This window comes from Corallococcus silvisoli, from assembly GCF_009909145.1.
In the GTDB taxonomy this organism is placed as follows: Bacteria; Myxococcota; Myxococcia; order Myxococcales; family Myxococcaceae; genus Corallococcus; species Corallococcus silvisoli.
The window spans coordinates 41576-60142 of the sequence record NZ_JAAAPJ010000028.1 but is presented as its reverse complement, the minus strand read 5'-3'; the positions used below and the strand labels follow the sequence as shown (position 1 = coordinate 60142).

At 72.3% G+C, this 18567-nt stretch carries 13 protein-coding genes; 4 read left to right on the top strand and 9 right to left on the bottom strand.

Going from position 1 to position 18567, the window contains the following annotated elements; genetic code table 11:
* The first annotated feature begins 62 nt into the window (after positions 1 to 62).
* Positions 63 to 662: an ATP-dependent Clp endopeptidase proteolytic subunit ClpP gene (clpP, locus tag GTY96_RS35530; RefSeq protein ID WP_143902418.1), complete on the top strand. Its 600-nt coding sequence runs from the start codon at positions 63 to 65 to the stop codon at positions 660 to 662.
* A gap of 128 nt (positions 663 to 790) precedes the next feature.
* Positions 791 to 1195 (top strand): hypothetical protein, encoded by a 405-nt coding sequence (locus GTY96_RS35525; RefSeq protein WP_161667045.1) that lies wholly within the window; start codon positions 791 to 793, stop codon positions 1193 to 1195.
* Positions 1196 to 1207: 12 nt separating this feature from the next.
* Here the strand turns inward: GTY96_RS35525 and GTY96_RS35520 are convergent, their stop codons facing one another.
* The 7 genes from GTY96_RS35520 to GTY96_RS35495 form a co-directional block, all read right to left on the bottom strand.
* Positions 1208 to 3112, bottom strand: coding sequence for a bifunctional metallophosphatase/5'-nucleotidase (locus GTY96_RS35520; protein ID WP_161667044.1), 1905 nt, complete (start codon positions 3110 to 3112; stop codon positions 1208 to 1210).
* A gap of 155 nt (positions 3113 to 3267) precedes the next feature.
* Positions 3268 to 3717: a DUF3293 domain-containing protein gene (locus tag GTY96_RS35515; protein WP_143902412.1), complete on the bottom strand. Its 450-nt coding sequence runs from the start codon at positions 3715 to 3717 to the stop codon at positions 3268 to 3270.
* Between the two features lie 107 nt (positions 3718 to 3824).
* On the bottom strand, positions 3825 to 5444 hold the full coding sequence (locus GTY96_RS35510; RefSeq protein WP_304503217.1) for an MBL fold metallo-hydrolase: 1620 nt from the start codon (positions 5442 to 5444) through the stop codon (positions 3825 to 3827).
* Positions 5445 to 5662: 218 nt separating this feature from the next.
* Complete coding sequence (locus GTY96_RS38100; protein ID WP_235686105.1) at positions 5663 to 5965, bottom strand: Rossmann-fold NAD(P)-binding domain-containing protein; 303 nt, start codon at positions 5963 to 5965, stop codon at positions 5663 to 5665.
* Positions 5914 to 6861, bottom strand: coding sequence for an FAD-dependent monooxygenase (locus GTY96_RS35505; RefSeq protein WP_235686104.1), 948 nt, complete (start codon positions 6859 to 6861; stop codon positions 5914 to 5916). The genes GTY96_RS38100 and GTY96_RS35505 overlap by 52 nt, the downstream gene beginning before the upstream one ends.
* 9 nt (positions 6862 to 6870) lie before the next feature.
* Positions 6871 to 7383, bottom strand: a complete 513-nt coding sequence (locus GTY96_RS35500; RefSeq protein ID WP_186001929.1) for a MarR family winged helix-turn-helix transcriptional regulator — start codon at positions 7381 to 7383, stop codon at positions 6871 to 6873.
* A gap of 126 nt (positions 7384 to 7509) precedes the next feature.
* The gene (locus tag GTY96_RS35495) at positions 7510 to 9903 is read right to left on the bottom strand and encodes an acyl-CoA dehydrogenase family protein (RefSeq protein WP_143902408.1); all 2394 of its coding nucleotides are present in this window, start codon (positions 9901 to 9903) and stop codon (positions 7510 to 7512) included.
* 151 nt (positions 9904 to 10054) lie between these two features.
* On the opposite strand from GTY96_RS35495, the gene GTY96_RS35490 reads away from it, so the two are divergent.
* The gene (locus GTY96_RS35490; protein WP_161667043.1) at positions 10055 to 11326 is read left to right on the top strand and encodes a phospholipase D-like domain-containing protein; all 1272 of its coding nucleotides are present in this window, start codon (positions 10055 to 10057) and stop codon (positions 11324 to 11326) included.
* A gap of 3 nt (positions 11327 to 11329) precedes the next feature.
* Here the strand turns inward: GTY96_RS35490 and GTY96_RS35485 are convergent, their stop codons facing one another.
* A complete protein-coding gene (locus GTY96_RS35485; protein WP_235686103.1) occupies positions 11330 to 12088 on the bottom strand; it encodes an endonuclease III domain-containing protein in 759 nt (252 codons plus the stop codon).
* 78 nt (positions 12089 to 12166) lie between these two features.
* Positions 12167 to 12667, bottom strand: coding sequence for a GNAT family N-acetyltransferase (locus GTY96_RS35480; RefSeq protein ID WP_143902404.1), 501 nt, complete (start codon positions 12665 to 12667; stop codon positions 12167 to 12169).
* A gap of 334 nt (positions 12668 to 13001) precedes the next feature.
* Between GTY96_RS35480 and GTY96_RS35475 the strand changes: the two genes are divergently transcribed.
* Entirely contained in the window at positions 13002 to 18566 is a 5565-nt protein-coding gene (locus GTY96_RS35475; protein WP_161667042.1) for a hypothetical protein, read from the top strand.
* The last annotated feature ends 1 nt before the right edge of the window (position 18567 follow it).

The window sequence follows — 18567 nt, the reverse complement described above, 5'->3', positions numbered from 1 at the left end:
GCGCACGCTCGCGCAAGAAGGGGGGAGCGCGCGGGAAGGGGGACGATTAGGGTACGGGGGCCATGAACGTCCCCTTCGTCATTGAGACCACGCACCGCGGCGAGCGGGCGTACGACCTCTACAGCCGCCTGCTCAAGGACCGCATCATCCTCCTGGGCACGCCCATCAACGACGATGTGGCCAACCTCATCGTCGCCCAGCTCCTGTTCCTGGAGTCCGAGGACCCCGACAAGGGCATCAACCTCTACATCAACTCGCCGGGCGGCTCCGTCACCGCGGCGCTCGCGATGTACGACACGATGCAGTACGTCAAATGCCCCGTGTCCACCATCTGCGTGGGCCAGGCCGCCTCCGCGGGCGCGCTGCTGTTGCTGGCGGGCTCCAAGGGCAAGCGCTACGCCCTGCCCAACAGCCGCATCATGATCCACCAGCCGCTGGGTGGCGCGCAGGGGCAGGCGACGGACATCGAAATCCAGGCGAAGGAGATCCTCCGCCTGCGCGCGTACCTCAACGGCCTGTTCGTGAAGCACACGGGCCACACCATCGAGCGCATCGAGAAGGACACCGAGCGCGACTACTTCATGAGCGCCGAGGAGGCCCGGCAGTACGGCCTCATCGACGAGGTCGTGGAGCGCGCTTCGGGAGTCCCGGCGCCCAAGTAGCGCCGCGGGCCTCCAGGCGAGCGGGGGCGCGCCCCCCGCGCCGTTGCTCCGGGCGAGCATGCGACGGCAGGGGGTTCCGCAAGGTGCCCCACGGTGCGGCTTGACGGGGGCGTGCCCAAGGTTCGGGTATGGCCCCCCGCTTCCTCGTCGCCGCTCTCCTGCCTGTCCTCATGGCGGGCGTTGGTTGTGCCACCGGCCCCACGCGCCGCACCCCCGTGCCCCCCTCGTCCCCGGACGTGCAGGCGGAGCTGGGGGAGCGCAACGTCGTCGACTCGGGCGCGGAGTATGCCCACCAGAACGGCCTCGTCCTGGCGAAGGGCTCCGAAGGGGTGCGCTTCGAGCCCAACTACTGGCGGATCCGCTTCGGGCTCCCCCAGCAGGGCTCCGGCAAGCTGCTGGATCTGCAGTTCGATGAGCTGGCCGAGCGCGTGACGGGGGGGCGGCGCCTGGAGATCAATCCGCCGCCCGTGCCCACCACCGGCATCTTCCAGCCCAGCGACTCGAGCCCCGCGACAGGCGGCTCGGGTCCCTGAGCGCGGCCGTGGCTACGGCAGCCGGGTGATGCGGTCGAGCGCCGGGGCCGGCAGCGGGTTGGCCTCCGTGCTCCGCGCGGCCAGGTAGGCCTCCAGCGCGTCGGTGTCCACCGCGCCGCCCAGGGGGGCCTTGCCCTCCGTGAGGACGCTGAAGCCGTCGCCGCCCGGAGCGAGGAAGCTGTTCACCGTGACGCGGTAGTTCGCGGCCGGATCCACCGTCGTGCCGTTCAGCCGGATGCTGGCGGGGTCCACCTTGGAGCCCGGGGGCGCGGACGCGCTGAACGCATACGTGAAGCCCGCGGACGGGTGGAGGATGCGGGTGGTGCTGGCGTTGGGCCACTGCTGCTCCAGCAGGCGCTCAATCTGCGCGCCGGTCAGCGTCAGGGTGACCAGGCTGTTGCCGAAGGGCTGCACCGTGAAGGACTCGCCGTAGGTGACGGCGCCGAGGTCGCTGGGGTTGGCCGGGTCGCGCACGAGGTCGGCCCGCACGCCGCCGGGGTTCATGAAGGCAATCTGGGCGCCGCCCAGGTTCGCGGGCCGGGTGGCCTCCAGCTGCGCGTCCGCGATGACGAAGCCCATGGTGGACTGGCCGGTGGGGTCCGTCTGGATGTTGCCGCGGACCAGGGTCTGGGCAATCCAGCCGATGACGCGGTTCTCCAGCGCCGCGGTGAGGCCCTTGTAGCGGGTGATGAGCTCGGTGGTGGCGGAGTCGGGCGTCACCGTGCGGGTGACGATGACGTTCTGGGCCTGGGCCTTCAGCACCTGCCCGGTGGCCACGTCCAGGGTCAGGTCGATGTCCGTGAGCAGCCGGCCCACCGACGCGGCGCTGGTGACCAGCTTGCCGCTCAGCGTGCAGTTGTAGGCCTGATGGGTGTGGCCGCTGAGGATGACGCTCACGGCGGGGTCCAGCTTCTGGGCGATGTCCACGATGGGGCCGGAGATGCCCTTGCACTCGTTGTAGAGCGAGTCGACCGCGGGCGTGCCGCCCTCGTGCACCACGACGACGATGGCGTTCACGCCCTGCGACTTCAGCTCCGGCACCAGCGCGTTGACGGTCTCCACCTCGTCCTTGAACTCCAGGCCGGCGACGCCCGTCGGCGTGACGATGTTCGGCGTGCCTTCCAGCGTCATGCCGATGAAGGCCACCTTCACGCCCTGGAAGGTGCGCACGTCGTAGCGCGGGAAGAGGGTGCGGCCCGGGCCGGTGGCCACGTTGGCCGCGAGGAACTTGAACTTCGCGCCGGAGAAGCCGGTGCCGTCCTGGCAGCCGTCCACGGGGTGGCAGCCACCGGACTGCATGCGCAGCAGCTCCGAGCCGCCCTCGTCGAACTCGTGGTTGCCCACGGCGCTCAGGTCCAGGCCCATCTGGTTCATGGCCTCGATGGTGGGCTCGTCATGGAAGAGCGCGGACAGCAGCGGCGTGGCGCCGATGAGGTCGCCCGCGGACACCACCACGCTGTTCGGGTTCTTCGCGCGCAGCTCCGCGACGTGGCGGGCGAAGTACACGGCGCCGCCCGCGTTCACGCGATCCGGGCCGCCGTCCGCCAGGAAGGCCTGGGCAATCTGGCCGCCGCTGCCGCTCGCGGGCTCCAACTGCCCGTGGAAGTCGTTGAACGCGATGATCTTCACGGAGACGGTGGCGGCGGTGCCCCCGTCGCCCGTGCCCGCGTCGTCCGTGCCCGCGTCGGTATTGGTGGGCGGGGGCTGGAGGGTGACGGCCCGGCAGACGTGGTCGACGCAGGTCCAGCCCTGGCCTTCCGGCGCGGGGTTCTGTTCCTGGCAGTCGAAGGCGTTCACGCACTCCTGGTCGCCGCAGCCGCCGTGCATGAAGAGCAGCAGGCCGGTGACGAAGGCGCCGGCGAGGAGGAAGACGCTGGGACGCGCGGCATCACGCGCGCGGGGGACGGAAGGCTGCATCGAGGCGGCTCCTGGAGGGAAGGAGGGGGGAGGGGCGCACCGCCGCACCCTCGGGGGCGGAGACGATGGCATCATCCCGTGTCACCGACGTGAGGGGCGGGTCGCGAATGGGTGTCGTCACCGCGGGTGTGACGTGAACGACACCCTGTCGAGGCTCAGGGACCGGCGAACGCCAGACACTCCAGCAGCTCCGCGCTTCCGTCCACGCGGCTCCAGACCACGGCCTCCTGGTCGAACAGCCGTCCGATGCGGAGGGCCTCGTCCCGGGACAGGCCGGGGACGAAGACGCTCTCCTCGAACCAGCTCCGGTCGTCCGCGACGCCGATGGCGGACACGAACGGCTGCCCCCGGGCTTCGAGCAGCGCGAAAAGGGAGCGCTGAAGGCGCTCGTTGGTGCGGAGCGGCCGTGGGTGCGCGCGGGGATTCCACGCGGTGATGAAGGCCCAGCTGGTGAAGCCGTGCGCGGTGAGCGCGGCGTCGAGCGCCGGGTGCGCGGCGTCCACGCGCAGCACGTGCTTCACGCCTCCGACGAGCGGGTGCGGGCGCACGACGTAGGCCGTGGCCCTGAAGGCCCCGTGCAACGCGGCCCGCCGCGCGTCACTCATGCCGGAGGCCGTGGCCCTGAAGGCCCCCGTGCAACGCGGCCCGCCGCGCGTCACTCATGCCGGAGGCCGTGGCCTTGAAGGCCCCGTGCAACGCGGCCCGCCGCGCGTCACTCATGCGGCGCAGCGACCGTCGTCCCCGCGCCGGGCGGGTGGGGGGTGGGAGGCGCCGCGACCTCCGTGTTCGCGACTTGCGGACGGACCGCCGTCGGGCCCGCGCTCGGAGCCGTCGCGCCGGTCGCCTTGGCTCCCTGCGGAGCCGTGCTCGGCGGATTGGCATCCTGGGGGCTCGAGGCCGTCGGACTCGCGCCCCGCGGCGTCGCTTCCGCCGCGTTCGCGCCCTGCGGAGCGGGGGACGGCGGAGCCGGCGCTGGCGGTGTCGCTTGTGGCGTCACGACCTGTGCTCCCGCGCCCTGCGATTTCGCCGAGGGCGGGCTGGCCGTCGCCGGAACCGCGAGCAGCGGCAGCGCCGGAGGCCCTTCGCGGACCTTGGGCGGAATCTGGCTGGCCACGATGGGCGCCTCCTCCGCGGTCTTCCATGGGCGGTCCGGCCACCAGCGCTCCACCGGCGGCGGTGCCCTCGCGAGGAAGTCCTGTCCGGGACGGGGCGCGGTGATGCCCACGCTGTCGTGCTTCGCGGCCACCAACGAGCGCTCGATGGGCTCCGTCCACCCATGCGACGCCAACGTCACCAGCCCCCAGTGCACCGGCAACATCAACCGGCCACGCACCAGCCGGTGCGCGAGCACCGCCTGCTCCGGCCCCAGGTGCCAGTCCGGCCAGCCCGCGCCGTACTGCCCCGTCTCGATCATCGTCAAATCGAACGGCCCCAGCTTCGCGCCAATCTCCTCCATCGCGGGGAACAGGCCGGTGTCACCCGAGTAGTAGACCCGGTGCGCCGGTCCCACGAGCGCCCAGCCCGCCCACAGCGTCTTGTCCCGTTGCAGGAACCGGCCCGACGCGTGCCGCGCCGGCGTGCACACGATGTCCAACCCCTTCACCTTCGTGCGCTCCCACCAGTCCAGCTCCACGATGCGCGACGCCGGCACGCCCCAGTATTCCAGGTGCGCCCCCACGCCCAGCGGCACCACGAACGTGGTGTCCCAATCCTTCATCGCCGTGATGGTCGCGAAGTCCAGGTGGTCGTAGTGGTCATGCGAGATGACCACCGCGTCGATGGGCGGCAGTGCGTCCAGCGCGATGGGCGCCGGGAACCAGCGCTTCGGTCCAATCCACTCCAGCGGCGACGTGCGCTCGCCCCACATGGGGTCCGTGAGCACGCGGTGCCCGTCCACCTCCACCAGCGTGGACGAGTGCCCCATCCAGGTGACGCGCAGCCCGTCCGGCGGCGGCGTGGCGAAGCGCTCCGGGTCGATGCGGTCCACCACCACCGGCATCCGCGGACTGGCGTCGGAGCTGCCGTGGAACAGGTCCGACAGCGAGCGCTCCCAGTTGTTCAGGATGGGCTGCGGGTTGACGAACCCGCCGTCCTGCCACTGCGGCGAGCGCACCATCCGCTCCAGCCGCGCCCCCTCCGCGCCCCGCCCGAACGCACGCCACCCGTCGATGACGACGACCAAGAGGAAGGCGCCCAGGATCAGCAGGCCCCACCCGAAGAGGCGCAAGAGCCTGCCTCCCCAGGACGGCCGCTGGGGGCCGTAGGACGGAAAGGCCGTACGGAAGGCCTTCTGTCGGGCCTTGTCCGCGGCCCGCATGGGTCCGGCGTTCATCCTCATTCCCGGACCCTGATGGGTCCGGTGCATGGGTGTCAATGGGAAGACGGCCCGCGCGTGCCCGGTTTTCCCTGACTCCAGTGGCGTCCCGGACGACCCGTGCGGCCTTGGCTCCGAGGCCCTACTGGGGGAGCGTCAGGGCGGCGCGAAGGTCACCGTCGCGGTCCACCCCCGGTGTGAAGCCGAAGGCCCCTGGAGGACGCGGGGCCCGTGCTTCAGCTCGCGACGGGGGCGTAGTCCGGCAGGGTGATGGCGTCCGCCGAGGGTGACAGCACCTTGCCCAGGATGCGCCGGAGGCCGGGGGCGGTCGCGAGCCGGAGGACCGCATGCCCCAACGCGATGCCCGCGCGCGTCCGCGGGGAGGCGAGGCGCGGCGCGCTCTTCGGAAGCTGCTGGGCCTGATTCACGTAGGGCCGCATGAGGGCTTCGTAGGACGCGAAGGCCTGGCGGTGGTCGCCGTGGCGCATCAGCTCTCCGGCGAGGACGTAGGCGCCGACGAGCGCGAGGCTCGTGCCCATGCCGCTGATGGGGAGGCGCAGTAGGCGGCGTCGCCCACCAGGGCCACGCGCCCCTTCGACCAGCGGGGCATCTTCACCTGTCCGATGGCCTCGAAATAGAAGTCCGGCGAGTCATCCAGGGCCGCCAGCACTCGCGGCGTCTCCCATCCGAGGCCGGCGAAGGTGCGCTTCAGGAGCGCCTTCTGCCGCGCGGGTTCCAGCCGCTCGTAGCCCTGGGGTGGCTCCTGGAAGGACAGCAGCGCGCGGGTCGTCCCCAGGTTGTCGGGGCGCAGCGTCACGTTCCGGCTGCCCGGCGCGTTGAACCAGCGGGCCTGCTGGCCGTCGGAGGGCGCGCGCGGAATCGTGAAGTAGGCGGTGTGGAGGTCGAACGCGCGGAACGTCACCTCGTCACCGAAGACGAGCTTCCGCGTCCTGGAGCCAATCCCTTCCGCCGCGATGACCAGGTCGAACGTGCGGGGCGCCCCCCGCTGGAACGTCACCCGCACCCGCTCCCCGTCGTCCTCGAGCCCGGTCACGCAGTCCCCGAAGATGTATTCGGCGTCATCGCGCGTGCGCTCCACCAGGAGCCGGGCCAGCTCGCCCCGGAGGATCTCCAGCTCCGCGATGAGCCCTTCGCCCCCGAACGCCTTCGCGTCGAAGGCGGCGCGCGTCCGGTTGTTCGCGTCGACGAAGGCGATGCCCTCCTCGTTCGTGGAGCAGGCGCGGATGGCGTCCTCCAGGCCCATGCGTTGCGCGACCGTCCTTCCCGCGCCGCGCACGTCGACCGTCTGGCCGCCGGTCCGCAGCTCCGGCGCGCGCTCGACGACCACCACGTCCATCCCGTAGCGGCGCAGCCAGTAGGCCAGGGTGGGGCCCGCCACACTGGCGCCGGTCACCAACACAGTACGTCTGCTCATGGGGGTCCTTCAGTCCAATCCGTGTGAGGAAGGTGCCGCGGCCGGATCCGCCGCCGCCCGATAGACGTCGATCACCCGGCCCAGGAACTGCTCGATGACCGCCCGGTCCGCGGCGGGAAGTCCCGCGACGAGCGCGTCCAGCCCCGTCAGCATCGGCGTCAGGTGTTGGAAGACGCGCGCCACGGACTCGGGCGCGGGCACGACCCGCACCTTGCGCCGGTCGTCCGACTGCTTCTCCCGCGCCACGTGCCCCGCGCGCTCCAGCCGGTCCACGATGTAGGTGCCGGCGGCGGTCGTGACCTTCAGCCGCGACGCCAGGTCCGTGGGGCTCATGGGCCCGCTGGTGATGAGCTGCTCCATCGCCGACAGGTCGGTGGAGTTCACCCCCAGGCTGTCACCCAGCCGCGCTTCGATCCGCCGCGTCAGCAGTGACAGCGTCTGCAACTGCTGCCCGATGCGGTCCCCGGCGAGCATCAGCCCCCGGGGATCCTCGGGAGGAAACCCGCTGGAAGAGGTCGGCATGGGAAGATAATTAAATGAATTAACTATTTTTCGCCAATGAAATCGATGCCTTCCCGCCAGGGGAGGCCGTCGCGCCACCGGCCACCCCCGACAGAAGCCCCAGCACCTCTCACCCCGCGCGAGTCCTCAGGTGGTGCGCGAGCCGTCCGCCGCCGCGTCGTCGAAGCGGTCACCGCCGGGCGCCAGCCGCCCCAGGCCGATGGGCGCGGCCAGACACGCGTCGGGAATCCCGAACGCGTCCACCAGCCCCACCGCGTCCGGCCGCAGCTCCGCGCACAGCTTCACGCGCTCCTTGCGGATGGCCTGGGCCTTGGGGGCCTCCAGGTAGCCGTGCTCCAGGAACCAGCCGCTGGCGGACTCCAGGCAGGACAGGCCGAAGAGGTCCGCGAGGAGCCCCAGCACTGGCTTGAGGGCTTCGTCCTTCACCGCCGCCACGCCGCGCAGGAACTGCTCCAGCACGATGCGCTCCACGCTCGCGTGCGCCAGCGCCAGCAGGTGCGCCTGCACCTGGTTGAAGGCCTCGAACGCCTCCACGCCCGCGGACAGCCGCTTGCGGATGCGCTTGGACACGGAGGCGAGCAGCGCCTCCTCGCGGAAGCGCAGCGCGCGCAGCTGGAAGTCGCTGTCGCGCAGGTGGTCGCTGTCCGTCCTCCGGCCCGCGATGGGGTTGCGGTCCATCACCACCGTGGCGGCCTGGTCCATGAGGAGCTTGAGCACCGCGAAGACGCGGTCGTCCTCGAAGCGCTGGCGGTAGCCCGTGAGCAGGCCCTTGGCCACCAGCTGCATGAGCACGGTGTTGTCGCCCTCGAAGGTGGTGAACACGTCCGTGTCCGCCTTCAGCGAGGACAGCCGGTTGGCGGTGAGGTAGCCCTGGCCGCCGCACGCCTCGCGGGACTCCTGCACCGTGGCGGTGGTGTTCCACGACGCGTAGGCCTTCAGGCCCGCGGCGAGCGCCTCCACCTCGCGCGCGTCGTCCTCGGTGCGGTGGACGTAGCGGTCCACCAGGTACTCCAGCGCGAAGTCCAGCGCGTACGCCTTGGCGACGAGGGGCAGGAGCCGCAGCTGGTGCGACTGATGGTCCAGCAGCCGCACCTCGCGGGCGCCGGCGGGGCCGAACTGGCGGCGCAGGTCGCCGTAGCGCACGGCGATGGTCAGCGCGCTCTTGGCCGCGCTCAGGGACGCGCACGCCACGCTCACGCGGCCGGCGACGAGCGCGCCCAGCATGGTGAAGAAGCGCTTGGAGTCGCCGGTGATGGAGCTGGTGTACTCGCCCGCTTCGGTCACCTGCCCGTAGCGGTCGAGCAGGTTCTCGCGCGGCACGCGCACCTGGTGGAACCACAGCCGTCCGTTGTCCACGCCGTTGAGGCCCATCTTCTCGCCGCAGTCCTCGATGCGGATGCCCGGCAGCACCTTGCCGTGCGCGTCGCGCAGGGGGACGAGCAGCGCGTGCACGCCCAGCCGCTCGCCGTCCACCTCCAGCTGCGCGAACACCGTGGCCATGCGCGCGTGCCGGGCCGCGTTGCCAATCCACTCCTTGCGCGCGGTCTCCGACGGCGTGTCGATGACGAACTCGCCCGCGTCCGCGTCGTAGCGGGCCACCGTCTCGCAGTCGCGCACGTTGGAGCCGTGGCCCAGCTCGCTCATCGCGAAGCAGCCGGGCAGCTCCAGCGTGGCGACCTTCGGCAGGTACTGCTGGTGGTGCCGCTTCGTGCCCAGGAACAGGATGCTGGAGCCGAACAGGCCGAAGTGGACGCCCGCCTTGATGACGAGGCTCAGGTCGAAGAAGGCGAGCGTCTCGAACGCGGCGATGAACGCGCCCAGGTCCGCGCCGCCCTCGCGCCCCTTGGGGAAGGCGAGCTGCCCCAGGCCGTCATCCGCCAGGTGCCGGAGCCAGTCGAAGACCTGCTCGCGGTACTCGGTGGAGGTGAGGCCTTCCTTGTAGCGGAAGTCCGCGTCCCGCAGCCACCCGCGCACCTGCTGGCGCACGCCCGCGTAGGTGCGGTCCAGCACGGCCGTCATCGCCGCCGGGTCGAAGGAGGCCGCGTGGGAGCGGGGCTCCGCGTGCGGGACGCGCGAGGCCCGAGGCACCAGCGAGCGCACCGCCTCCTTGCCATCCACGCCCAGGGTGGCCTCCAGGGTGGCCAGGGCCTTCGCCAGCTCCGCGGGGGGGACGTTCAGGGGCGCCTCCCCCGCGAGCGCCTGGGCCAGCTGCACGCCCAGCTCCGCCAGGTTCTGCTGCTGGCTGCTGGCCAGCGTCTCGGCGGTGGCGCGGATGTGTTCGCGCAGGATGGCCAGCTCGCGGGGCGGGGGCGGCCGGAGCGGATCCACCCAGAGCGCCAGCACGGTGCTGGACTTGAGGTCCAGCCAGGGCTGGGCGCGGGCGGCGGCGCCCAGGGCCTTGAGCTCCTCGCCGGTCAGCTCGCCGTCCGTCCAGGCGATGTAGAGCATGGGGACCAGCGGGGCGAGGCCGGACAGGGACAGCAGCTCCCGGGCGGAGGGACGTGAAGGGGTGTCGAGCATGCGATCTCTCCAGGCGAGGGAACTCGGGAGAGGGCAGTGTCGCCACGGTGCGAGGCTCCGGCAACGACGGAATGGGGACCTGTTCACCGGGCGGACCGGAGGGCGGGCCGCGCCTGCCAGGGACGCCGGGCGTCCCTACGTTGTGGAGGCCATGAGCGAACTCCAGGACACGGAAGTGCTTCCCCAGCCCGGGGCCCACGGGTTCGACGGTGACGGCGAGACGCGCAAGCACGAGATGCAGGGGCCGTTCGCGCTGCCGCCGGGGCCCGAGGGGTTCTCGTTCGCGCTCTACCAGTCGTCGGGCGTGGGGCTGACGCCGGGGCACCGGATGCAGCTGCTGGAGAACAGCCAGGTCTTTGGCCGGATGTTGGAGGACATCCGCGCGGCGAAGCACAGCGTGCACCTGCTCATCTACATCTGGCGGCCGTGCGCGCTGTCGGACCGGTTCGTGGAGGCGCTGCGAGAGCGCTCCCAGGCGGGCGTGCAGTGCCGCGTGGTCGTGGACGCGGTGGGCAGCGAGGAGACGGCGGGGGACAAGGACTTCGACCTCCAGGTCGAGAAGCGGCTGACCGACGCGGGCGTGGAGGTGCACTACTACCGGCTGCTCGCGGGCAAGGTGCTGGGGCGGCTGCTGGGGCGGTCGCACCAGAAGCTCGTCGTGGTGGACGGGCGCATCGCGTACACGGGCGGCTTCGGCATCTGGAAGGTGTGGGAGGGCGACGGGCTGACGCCGGACCACTGGCGCGACACGCACGTCCGCGTGGAGGGGCCGGAGGTGCGGCGCATGCAGGTGACGTTCGCCAAGCACTGGCAGGAGTCGGGCGGGAGCCTGCTGCCGCGCGAGTGCTTCCCTTCGCTGGAGGCGGACGGAGGCGGGTGCGCGGCGTTCATCGAGAGCTCCGGGCGGTTGGGCATCACCGAGGCGGAGCGGATGGTGCGGCTGGTGGTGGCGGCGGCGACGAAGCGGCTGTGGATCGCCAACGCGTACTTCACGCCACCCAATGACATCCTGGAGCAGCTGGAGGTGAAGGTCCGGCAGGGCGTGGACGTGCGGGTGCTGGGGCCGGGGCCGCATCACGACGTGCCGGTGGTGCGGGCGTCGCAGCGGTCCACGTATGAGCGGCTGCTGGCGGCAGGGGTGCGCATCTGGGAGTACCAGCCGGCGATGCTGCACTCGAAGACGATGCTGGTGGATGACTGGTTGTGCGTCGTGGGCTCCACGAACCTGGACTCGCTGTCGCTCAACAAGTTGAGCGAGGGGTCGCTGGTGTTCGAGGACCGGGAGATCGCCGCGAAGCTGGAGGCGTGCTGGGAGAAGGACGTGCGGCACTCGAAGGAGATCACGCTCCAGAACGGCGGCCGGACGAACCCGTGGCGGAGGTTCGCGCGGCGGGCCACGCAGCTGGCGGGGCACGACCGGTAGTGCTCAGCGGTGGGAGGTGACGCCCTCCTGTCGGCAGTAGGGGAGCACGGGGCAGGTGGAGCACTTGGGCCGGGTGCCGGTGCACACGTGCTTGCCGAAGGGGACGAGGAGCCGGTTCAGCTCCACCCAGTAGGGGCGCGGGAGGACGGCTTCGAGCGCGGCGAGCGTGCGCTCCGGAGTGGAGGCCTTCACGTAGCCCCAGCGGTTGGTGACGCGGTGGACGTGGATGTCCACGCTGATGACCTCATGGCCACACGCGATGCCGAGCGCCAGGTGCGCGCACTTGGGGCCCACGCCCTTGAAGGACTGGAGCACGTCCGCGTCGGCGGGGAGCTGGCCGTGGAACTCATCGCGCGTGCGCATGGCGATGGCGTGGACCTGGGCGGCCTTGCCTTCGTGGAAGGTGACGGGGCGGATGAGCGCGTCGATCTCTTCTGGCGAGAGGCGCGCGAGGGCTTCCGGCGTGCGCGCGCGGCCGAGGAGCCGGAGTGACGCGGGGAGGCTGACCTCATCGAGCGTGCGGATGGAGAGGATGCACGCGATGAGCTGTTCGAAGAGGGAGCCGTGGCCTCTGGCGGCCAGCTCGAACATGGCCGCGTCCGCGAAGGAGCGCACCTCGTGGCGCACGCGGCGCAGGACCTCCTCGATGTCGAACGGGAGCTTCTCCGCGTCCGAAGCGGCGGCGTGCGCGGTGCGTGCGCTCTGGGTGCGCGGTGCGCGCCGGGGCGCGATCGTGGGTCGGGGCTGCTTGCTGTCCGCCATGCGGGCCTCCTGACCTGGGAAGTTGGGTCGGGAGGTGGCGACGGGCTTGGCGCTCTTGCAGGGCCGGTGGGCGAGCGGTCAGGCGGGCGGGGAGAGGTTCATCGCGTACCAGCGGTCACAGCCGAAGTGGCCGGTGCGGCCCATGGGGGCGCTCAGCGGTTCGAAGCCAAGCCTCCGGTAGAGCTTCTGGGCCTGCTCCATGCCCCCCAGGGTTTCGAGGTAGCACCGTTGAAAGCCCGCGCTTCGCGCGAACTCCAGACAGTGTCTCAACAGGCGCTCGCCCATGCCATGGCCTCGGGCCGCCGGCAGGAAGTACATCTTGCGCAGTTCGCAGACGTCCGGAGTGCCCCCGTCCAGCGGCGCGATGCCCGCGCCGCCCACCACCTGCCCCTCATGAACAACGACGAAATACCCGTGCCGGGGGCGGCTGTAGGCCGCGCTCATCGTGTCCACTTCCGGGTCGTGGAGGGCGAAGCCCGGACCGTCCGCTCCGAACTCCGGCATCACCGCGCGGATGACCGCGGCCATCGCCGCGTCGTCCCGGGCCTCGATGGGCCTCAACACCAGTTCCGTGCTCATGACCCGCACGGTCCCATGACTTGTCCCCACCGGCCAGCGCCGGGTGTGCACCTGTGCAGCCGTCTGCACAGCCGCCACGCGCCCGATGCACCTCGGTGGATTCGCTTGTCGTGCCCTTCCAGGGCATTGTGCGTGGCACGGTCGTTGTAGAGGGGGAAGCACCATGTACTGTCCTGCCTGCCGACAAGAGCGCCTGGGAAGCGCGCGCCAGTGCGTTGTCTGTGGCAACCGTCTTTCCGCCCGAGCCCGGTCCGACATCGAGGCCGAGCTCGCGCATGTCCACTTCCTCCTGGACGAGGTGCGACGCTGGGACGGTCACGACGTACCGCTCGTCGTGAGCCGGCGGATCGCTGAACGCTACGAGCGGCAGGCCCGCATCCTCCTCTCCGTCCTCACGGACACCCCCATCGAGGCGCTGAGTCCCGCGCCCGTCGCGCCTCGTGATGAGGCCGGGGTCCCGCCGATGGGGGAGGGGGCCGTTGCCCTCGGCCCCGTGTCCGTGGCCGCCACGCCTGAAGTCTTCGCGGCTTCCGCGAGCACCGACGCCGCCGACACCGCTCGCGCCTTCGTCGTCAACGCTCACGAGGTCGCTGTTCAGGCCTCCAGCGCTCCCGCGGTCCTCGACACCGCGGTCGACGGCGAGTCCCCTCCTGACACCGCCGCCGCTTCCGTCTCCGACGCGAACCCGGACACCGCCGCCGCTTCCGTCTCCGACGCGAACCCGGACACCGCCGCGCAAGCCCTCACCGATTCCGCGGTCGCCGGAGCTTCCGAGACGCCGGGCGCCAGTGGTCCCTCCGCGGTCCACTTCTCCGTGCTCGATGCCGCGGCGGCCCTGGGGGTCGCCACTTCTGCTACTGGCATTCCCCACGGCGCGTCCGCCGAGTCCCGCGCGCAAGCCGCGAACGCGAACCGCGCGGCGGCGGCCCACCGGCTGCCCCCCAACCCGGGCGAGCCGTTCATGGATCCGCCCGCGCCTCGTGGCCGCACCGCGCGCCTCGTCGAGGAGACCTCCGCGTGGAGCCGCGTGTGGCGGCCTTTCCTCTACGAGAGCATCGCGTGGTTCATCGGCGCGTTCCTCATCCTCTCCGGCACGCTCTACTTCGTCTTCGAGTCCTGGGCCGGGATGACGTCCGTCACCCGGTCGCTCACCGTCTTCCTGATGACCGTGGGCTACTCCGTGGGCTTCTCCGTGTGGGGCGGCTTCCTCGCCCGCCGTGAGTCGCTGCGCAAGCCGGGCCACATCCTGGGCCTCATCGGATCCGCCGTGGCCCCGCTGGGCGGCGTCGCGCTGGGGCCCATGGGCTTCGGTGAGACCCTCCAGCTCGACGGCGTGCACCCCGCGCTGCTCGTGCCGCTGCTCTTCGTCTGGGCGGGCGCCGCCGCGTGGCTCGCGCGCAAGCCCTCCGAAGCCTTCGACGCGCCCTCCCGCCCGTTCGTCCAGCTGGGCCTCGTGGGCGTCACGCTCATCATGGGGCTCGCGCCCCTGGCCGCGCGCGTGGGCGCTCCGGCCGTCTGGCTCAACGCGCTGCCTTGCCTCCTGTTCTTCCTGCTGTCGAGCAAGGCCTCCGCCACCCCGCGCAAGGGCGATGCGCTCGCCTTCACGCTCGCCGCGCCCCTGTACCTGACCGCGCTGTTCGCCATCCGGTTGCACCTGGCCCTGGCCAGCGCGGGCACCCCCGTTCCTCCGGGCACCTACGCTCCCTTCGTCGCGTTCCTGCTCGCCACGTGCCTGCGCTTCCGCACGCTCGAAGCCTCGCGTCCCGCGGATCCGCTCGCGGTTGGCACCGTGGCGCTCCAGGTGGCCTGCCTCGCGAGCGCCATCACCGGCACGAATCCCGCCCTCTTCCTCACCGCCGCCATCTTCACCGGCACCCTGGTGTCGCTGTCGCGCGGCCCCGTGTCCCGCCTGCCGTGGCTCTATCCGGCGTATCTGGGCGCCTACCTCTCCTATGCGTCCAGCGTGCAGTTGGTCCCGCACGCCGCCACCGTCCTCCTCAACGCCATCAAGGCGCGCATGGGCTACCCGCCCGCGGAGGTGCTGCCCTTCCAGTACGGCGCGCTGACGGCCATCCCCTTCGTGCTGGCGGGCCTGGTGCTCGCGTTCCGCGTCCAGAAGCGCGGCGAGCGCACCGGCGACGCGCGCGACCTGGGCTTCGCGGACGTGCTGCTGCGCGCCACCACCTACGCCGCGCCCCTGTTCGCGCTCTACGGCCACCTGGGCACCGACGCGCGGCCGGCCTTCTTCGCCACGCTCGCCCTGGCCGTGCTGTCGCTGGGGGCGGGCCTGTTGTTCAAGCGCTTCCCGCTGTCCGCGGTGGGTTCGGTGCTCTTCGCCGCGCTGCCGCTCTCGGCCGTCATCGCCTTTGGCGCGGGCTCCGCGGCCGTCGTGGCCGGTGTGCTGGCCCTGGGGCTCGGGGCGCTCACGTGGGGCCTCACGGATGAGCGCACGCGGCGCTTCGTGGCCGTCGTGGCCGGGGTCATCGCGACGTGCGCGTTCTCCATGGCGCTCAGCCCCGCCCAGCCCGTCACCGCGCTCGTCGTGGGCCTGACGCTGGCCAGCGCGGGCGCGCTGGCCGCCGCGTTCCGGCTGCGGGACGACCGCTACGTGGCGTACGGCGCCTTCCTCGCGGGCGCCATCCTGCCGAAGCTGGCCGCGGTCCACTCCACGCAGGCGATGATCGCGGCGATGGTGGGCGGCGGGCTGGTGCTGGCGCTCCTGGGCGAGCGCGGCGGCCTGCTCAGGCGGGTGGGCGTGCCCGCCCTCCTGTACGCGGGGCTCGCCGTGACCTGGGGGCTCCTGGGCATGCAGGCGTTCCTGGGCCCCGTGCTGCTCACCGCCGCCGCGACGGTGGCGGTGGTCTCCCGCTCCCGGCCGGGCGTGCGGCCGTACGCCGTCGTCCTCGTGGGCCTCGCGCTCCTGCCGGACATCCCGGGCCTCTTCTCGGCGTGGACCCTGTCGCCAGGAGTGTCGTTGGGCCTGCTCATCGCGGGGTCGCTCGTGGGCTCGGTGGTCGCGGCGCGCAAGGGGCGCAGCGCGAGCACCACCACCGCGGGCAGCCTCGGGCTCATCCTGCCGCTCATCCCGGTGGCCATGGCGGACCGGGGCCAGGAGTCCGTGTTCCTGCTGGGCGCGGCGCTCGCGGCGCTCTTCACCCTCCGCATGCTGCCGCCGATGCTGGGCTTGACGCTCGCCACCCTGGAGGCGACCTTCGCGCTGAATCCGATGGGCCCGCTGCCGCTGCTGGGGCTCGCGACGGTCCTCAGCCTCGTGGCCCTCCTGGACGACGTGCCCGCGGTGCGGCGCTTCGCCACGGGCGGGGTATCCTTCGCCCGGATCATCACGGTGGGCGCGATGTGGGTGCTGGCGGCCTCCGCGATGGCCTGGAACGGCCACGCGCTGTCGCAAGCACAGGGTGCCACGTGGCTCGCGCTGGTGGGGCCGGCGCTGTTGCCGCTCCTGTGGACGCGGGCGCTGCGCTACCCCTTCGTCGCGGCGCTGATGGTGCCGTACGGCCTGCTGACCCTGCAGGCCTGGAGTCCTCCCGTCGCGTGGACCGTGATGCTGCCGCTCTTCCCGCTGCTCGTGGTTCGCGTCGTGGAGCATGTGCCGTCCGTGGCCTCGTGGCTCCTGCGCTCGCGTGAGGAGGGGCCGCGCCATGCGCTCTCGCAGGGCATGCAGCTCGCGCTCGCGGTCCTGGGCATGCTGGCCCTGCTGGTCCCGGAGGTGGAGCCGAGTCAGCGCGTGGCCCTCTTCTGCGCCATCGCGCTGGTCCCGATGACGGGCCCCCAGCCGGCGGTCCGCATCGTCGCCGCGTCCGCGCTCCTGATGTTCATCCCGCAGGCGCGTCCCTGGGCGACCGGCGTCCTGCTGGTGCTGGCGCTGGCGGAGCATCATGTTCCCCAGGCCGTGGCGGCCTTCTTCCGAGCCCCCCGCGACGCGGCGCTGAAGGTCGCGGCCACGGGTTCGGCCCTGGCCGTGGCCGCGATGGCGGTCCTCCACACCCCGACGCCTGGCGCGCTGGCGGCGCTTGGCGCGGTGGTGCTGGCCTCCGCCTTCCTGCTGTCCCAGCGCTGGCTGCTCACGCTGGCGGTGGGCGCGTTCGCGCTCGCGCCGCTGGGGCGGACAGCGGACTTCGCCCTGGGGCAGTGGCGCCCCGAGGCGGGCCTGTGGGTCGCGGGCGTGGGGCTGGTGGCCGCGCTGCTGTCCGCCCTGTGCCAGTCCGGCGGTGTGCAGCGCGTGCTGACGAACCTCACCGCGCGCCTGACGCCCGGCATCGAGGGCACGTGGAGCGAGCCCCTGTGGGTCGGCGGCGCCGTCACCGTGGGGCTGCTGGTGGGCCTGCGGCTGGGCGAAGCGGGACCGGGCGCGCTGCCCCTTCCGGTGGCGCTGGTCGCGGGCGCCGCGTCCCTGGTGCTGATGGTGACGCGCGACCGCCTGATGATGAACGGGGCCACGGTGCTCCTGGGCGCGGTGCTGGTCGCCGCGGTGCCGCCGCTCTGGGCGCCCGCGGTGATGGCGGGCACGGGCCTGGTGCTGGCGCTGGTGGGCCACGCGCTGGACGCGCGAGGGGTGACGGTGGGCGCGGCCCTGCACCACGGCGGCGCGGTGCTGGCGCTGCTGTCGCTGGCGGGCCTCCGGGAGCTGAAGCACCCGGGCCTGCCGCTGTGCGTGCTCTTCGCGTGGGCCACCGCGTGGGACGTGGTGCTGCGCCGCCGCGAGCGCGAGTGGCTGGGGTGGATGGCGTCCTTCTTCGCCGTGCACGCGCTCATCCTGCACTTCGGCGCGGTGCACTCCACCGGCCGGGGCGGCGAGTTCATCCTCCCGTACTTCGGCGCGGCGACCGCGCTGCTGGCCACGCTGGTGCTGACGGTGGCGGGGGAGCAGGTGCGCGGGCGCATGGGGCGTGTCTTCGCCGGCATCGCGCTGGTGGAGACGCTGCTCGCGGTGCTGGCGGTGCACGTCCCGGGCGGCGCCGCGCGCGAGGCCTGGGTGGCGTGCGGCGGGCTCGTCTTCCTGCTCTTCGCGCTGGTGCGGCGCGCGGCGCGGGAAGAGGACGAAGCCTCCGCGTGGATGGCGCAGGCCGTGGTGGCGACGGGCTATCTCTGCGTGCGGCTGCTCGGGCTGGGCGCGAGCCCCAGCGCGGCGGACAGCCTGGCGTCCCTCATGGGCGGCGCGGTGTTCACCGGCCTGCACCTGTTCGTGCGGCGCGAGGGCGCGGGCCGAGCGGCCTTCCGCCGTCCGGTGGTGGCCGGCGCCTGGCTCTTCCCGCTGGCGGGCCTGCTGTCGCTGCCGTGGGGTCAGCCCTTCGTGGCCACGGCGCTGCTCGTGGGCTACGCGGCGCACTTCGCCGCGCTCGCGGCATGCTCGAAGGATCGCGGCGCCGCGTCGCTGATGTCCGTCGCGGCCTTCAACACGGCGCTGTACTTCGTGTGGCTGGGCACCGGCACCGGCGAGCCGCAGTTCTACGCCATCCCCGCGGGCCTCTCCCTGCTGCTGCTCCTGCGCGTCTTCCGCAAGGGCCTGTCGCAGGACGCCTACGCGCAGCTGCGCGCCCTGGCGGTGACGGCCATCTACGTGGCGGGCGCGTGGAAGCCGCTGCTCTTCAACGATGGCGAGGCGATGCTCCTGTGCGTCTTCCTCTGCCTCGTGGGCGTGGGCGCGGGCATCGCGCTGCGGATCCGCTCGTACGTGTACCTGGGCTCCGCGTTCCTGGTGACGGCGGTGGCCGCCAACCTGGTGCGCTTCGGCATGCGCGACCATCGCGTGGGCGCCGCGTTCCTGTCGCTGCTGGGCCTGCTGGTGGTGGGTTTCATGGTGGTGCTCAGCGCCCACCGCGCCACCCTGCTCCAGAAGTACGCCCGGGTGCGCGACCTGCTCGCGACCTGGGAGGGATGAT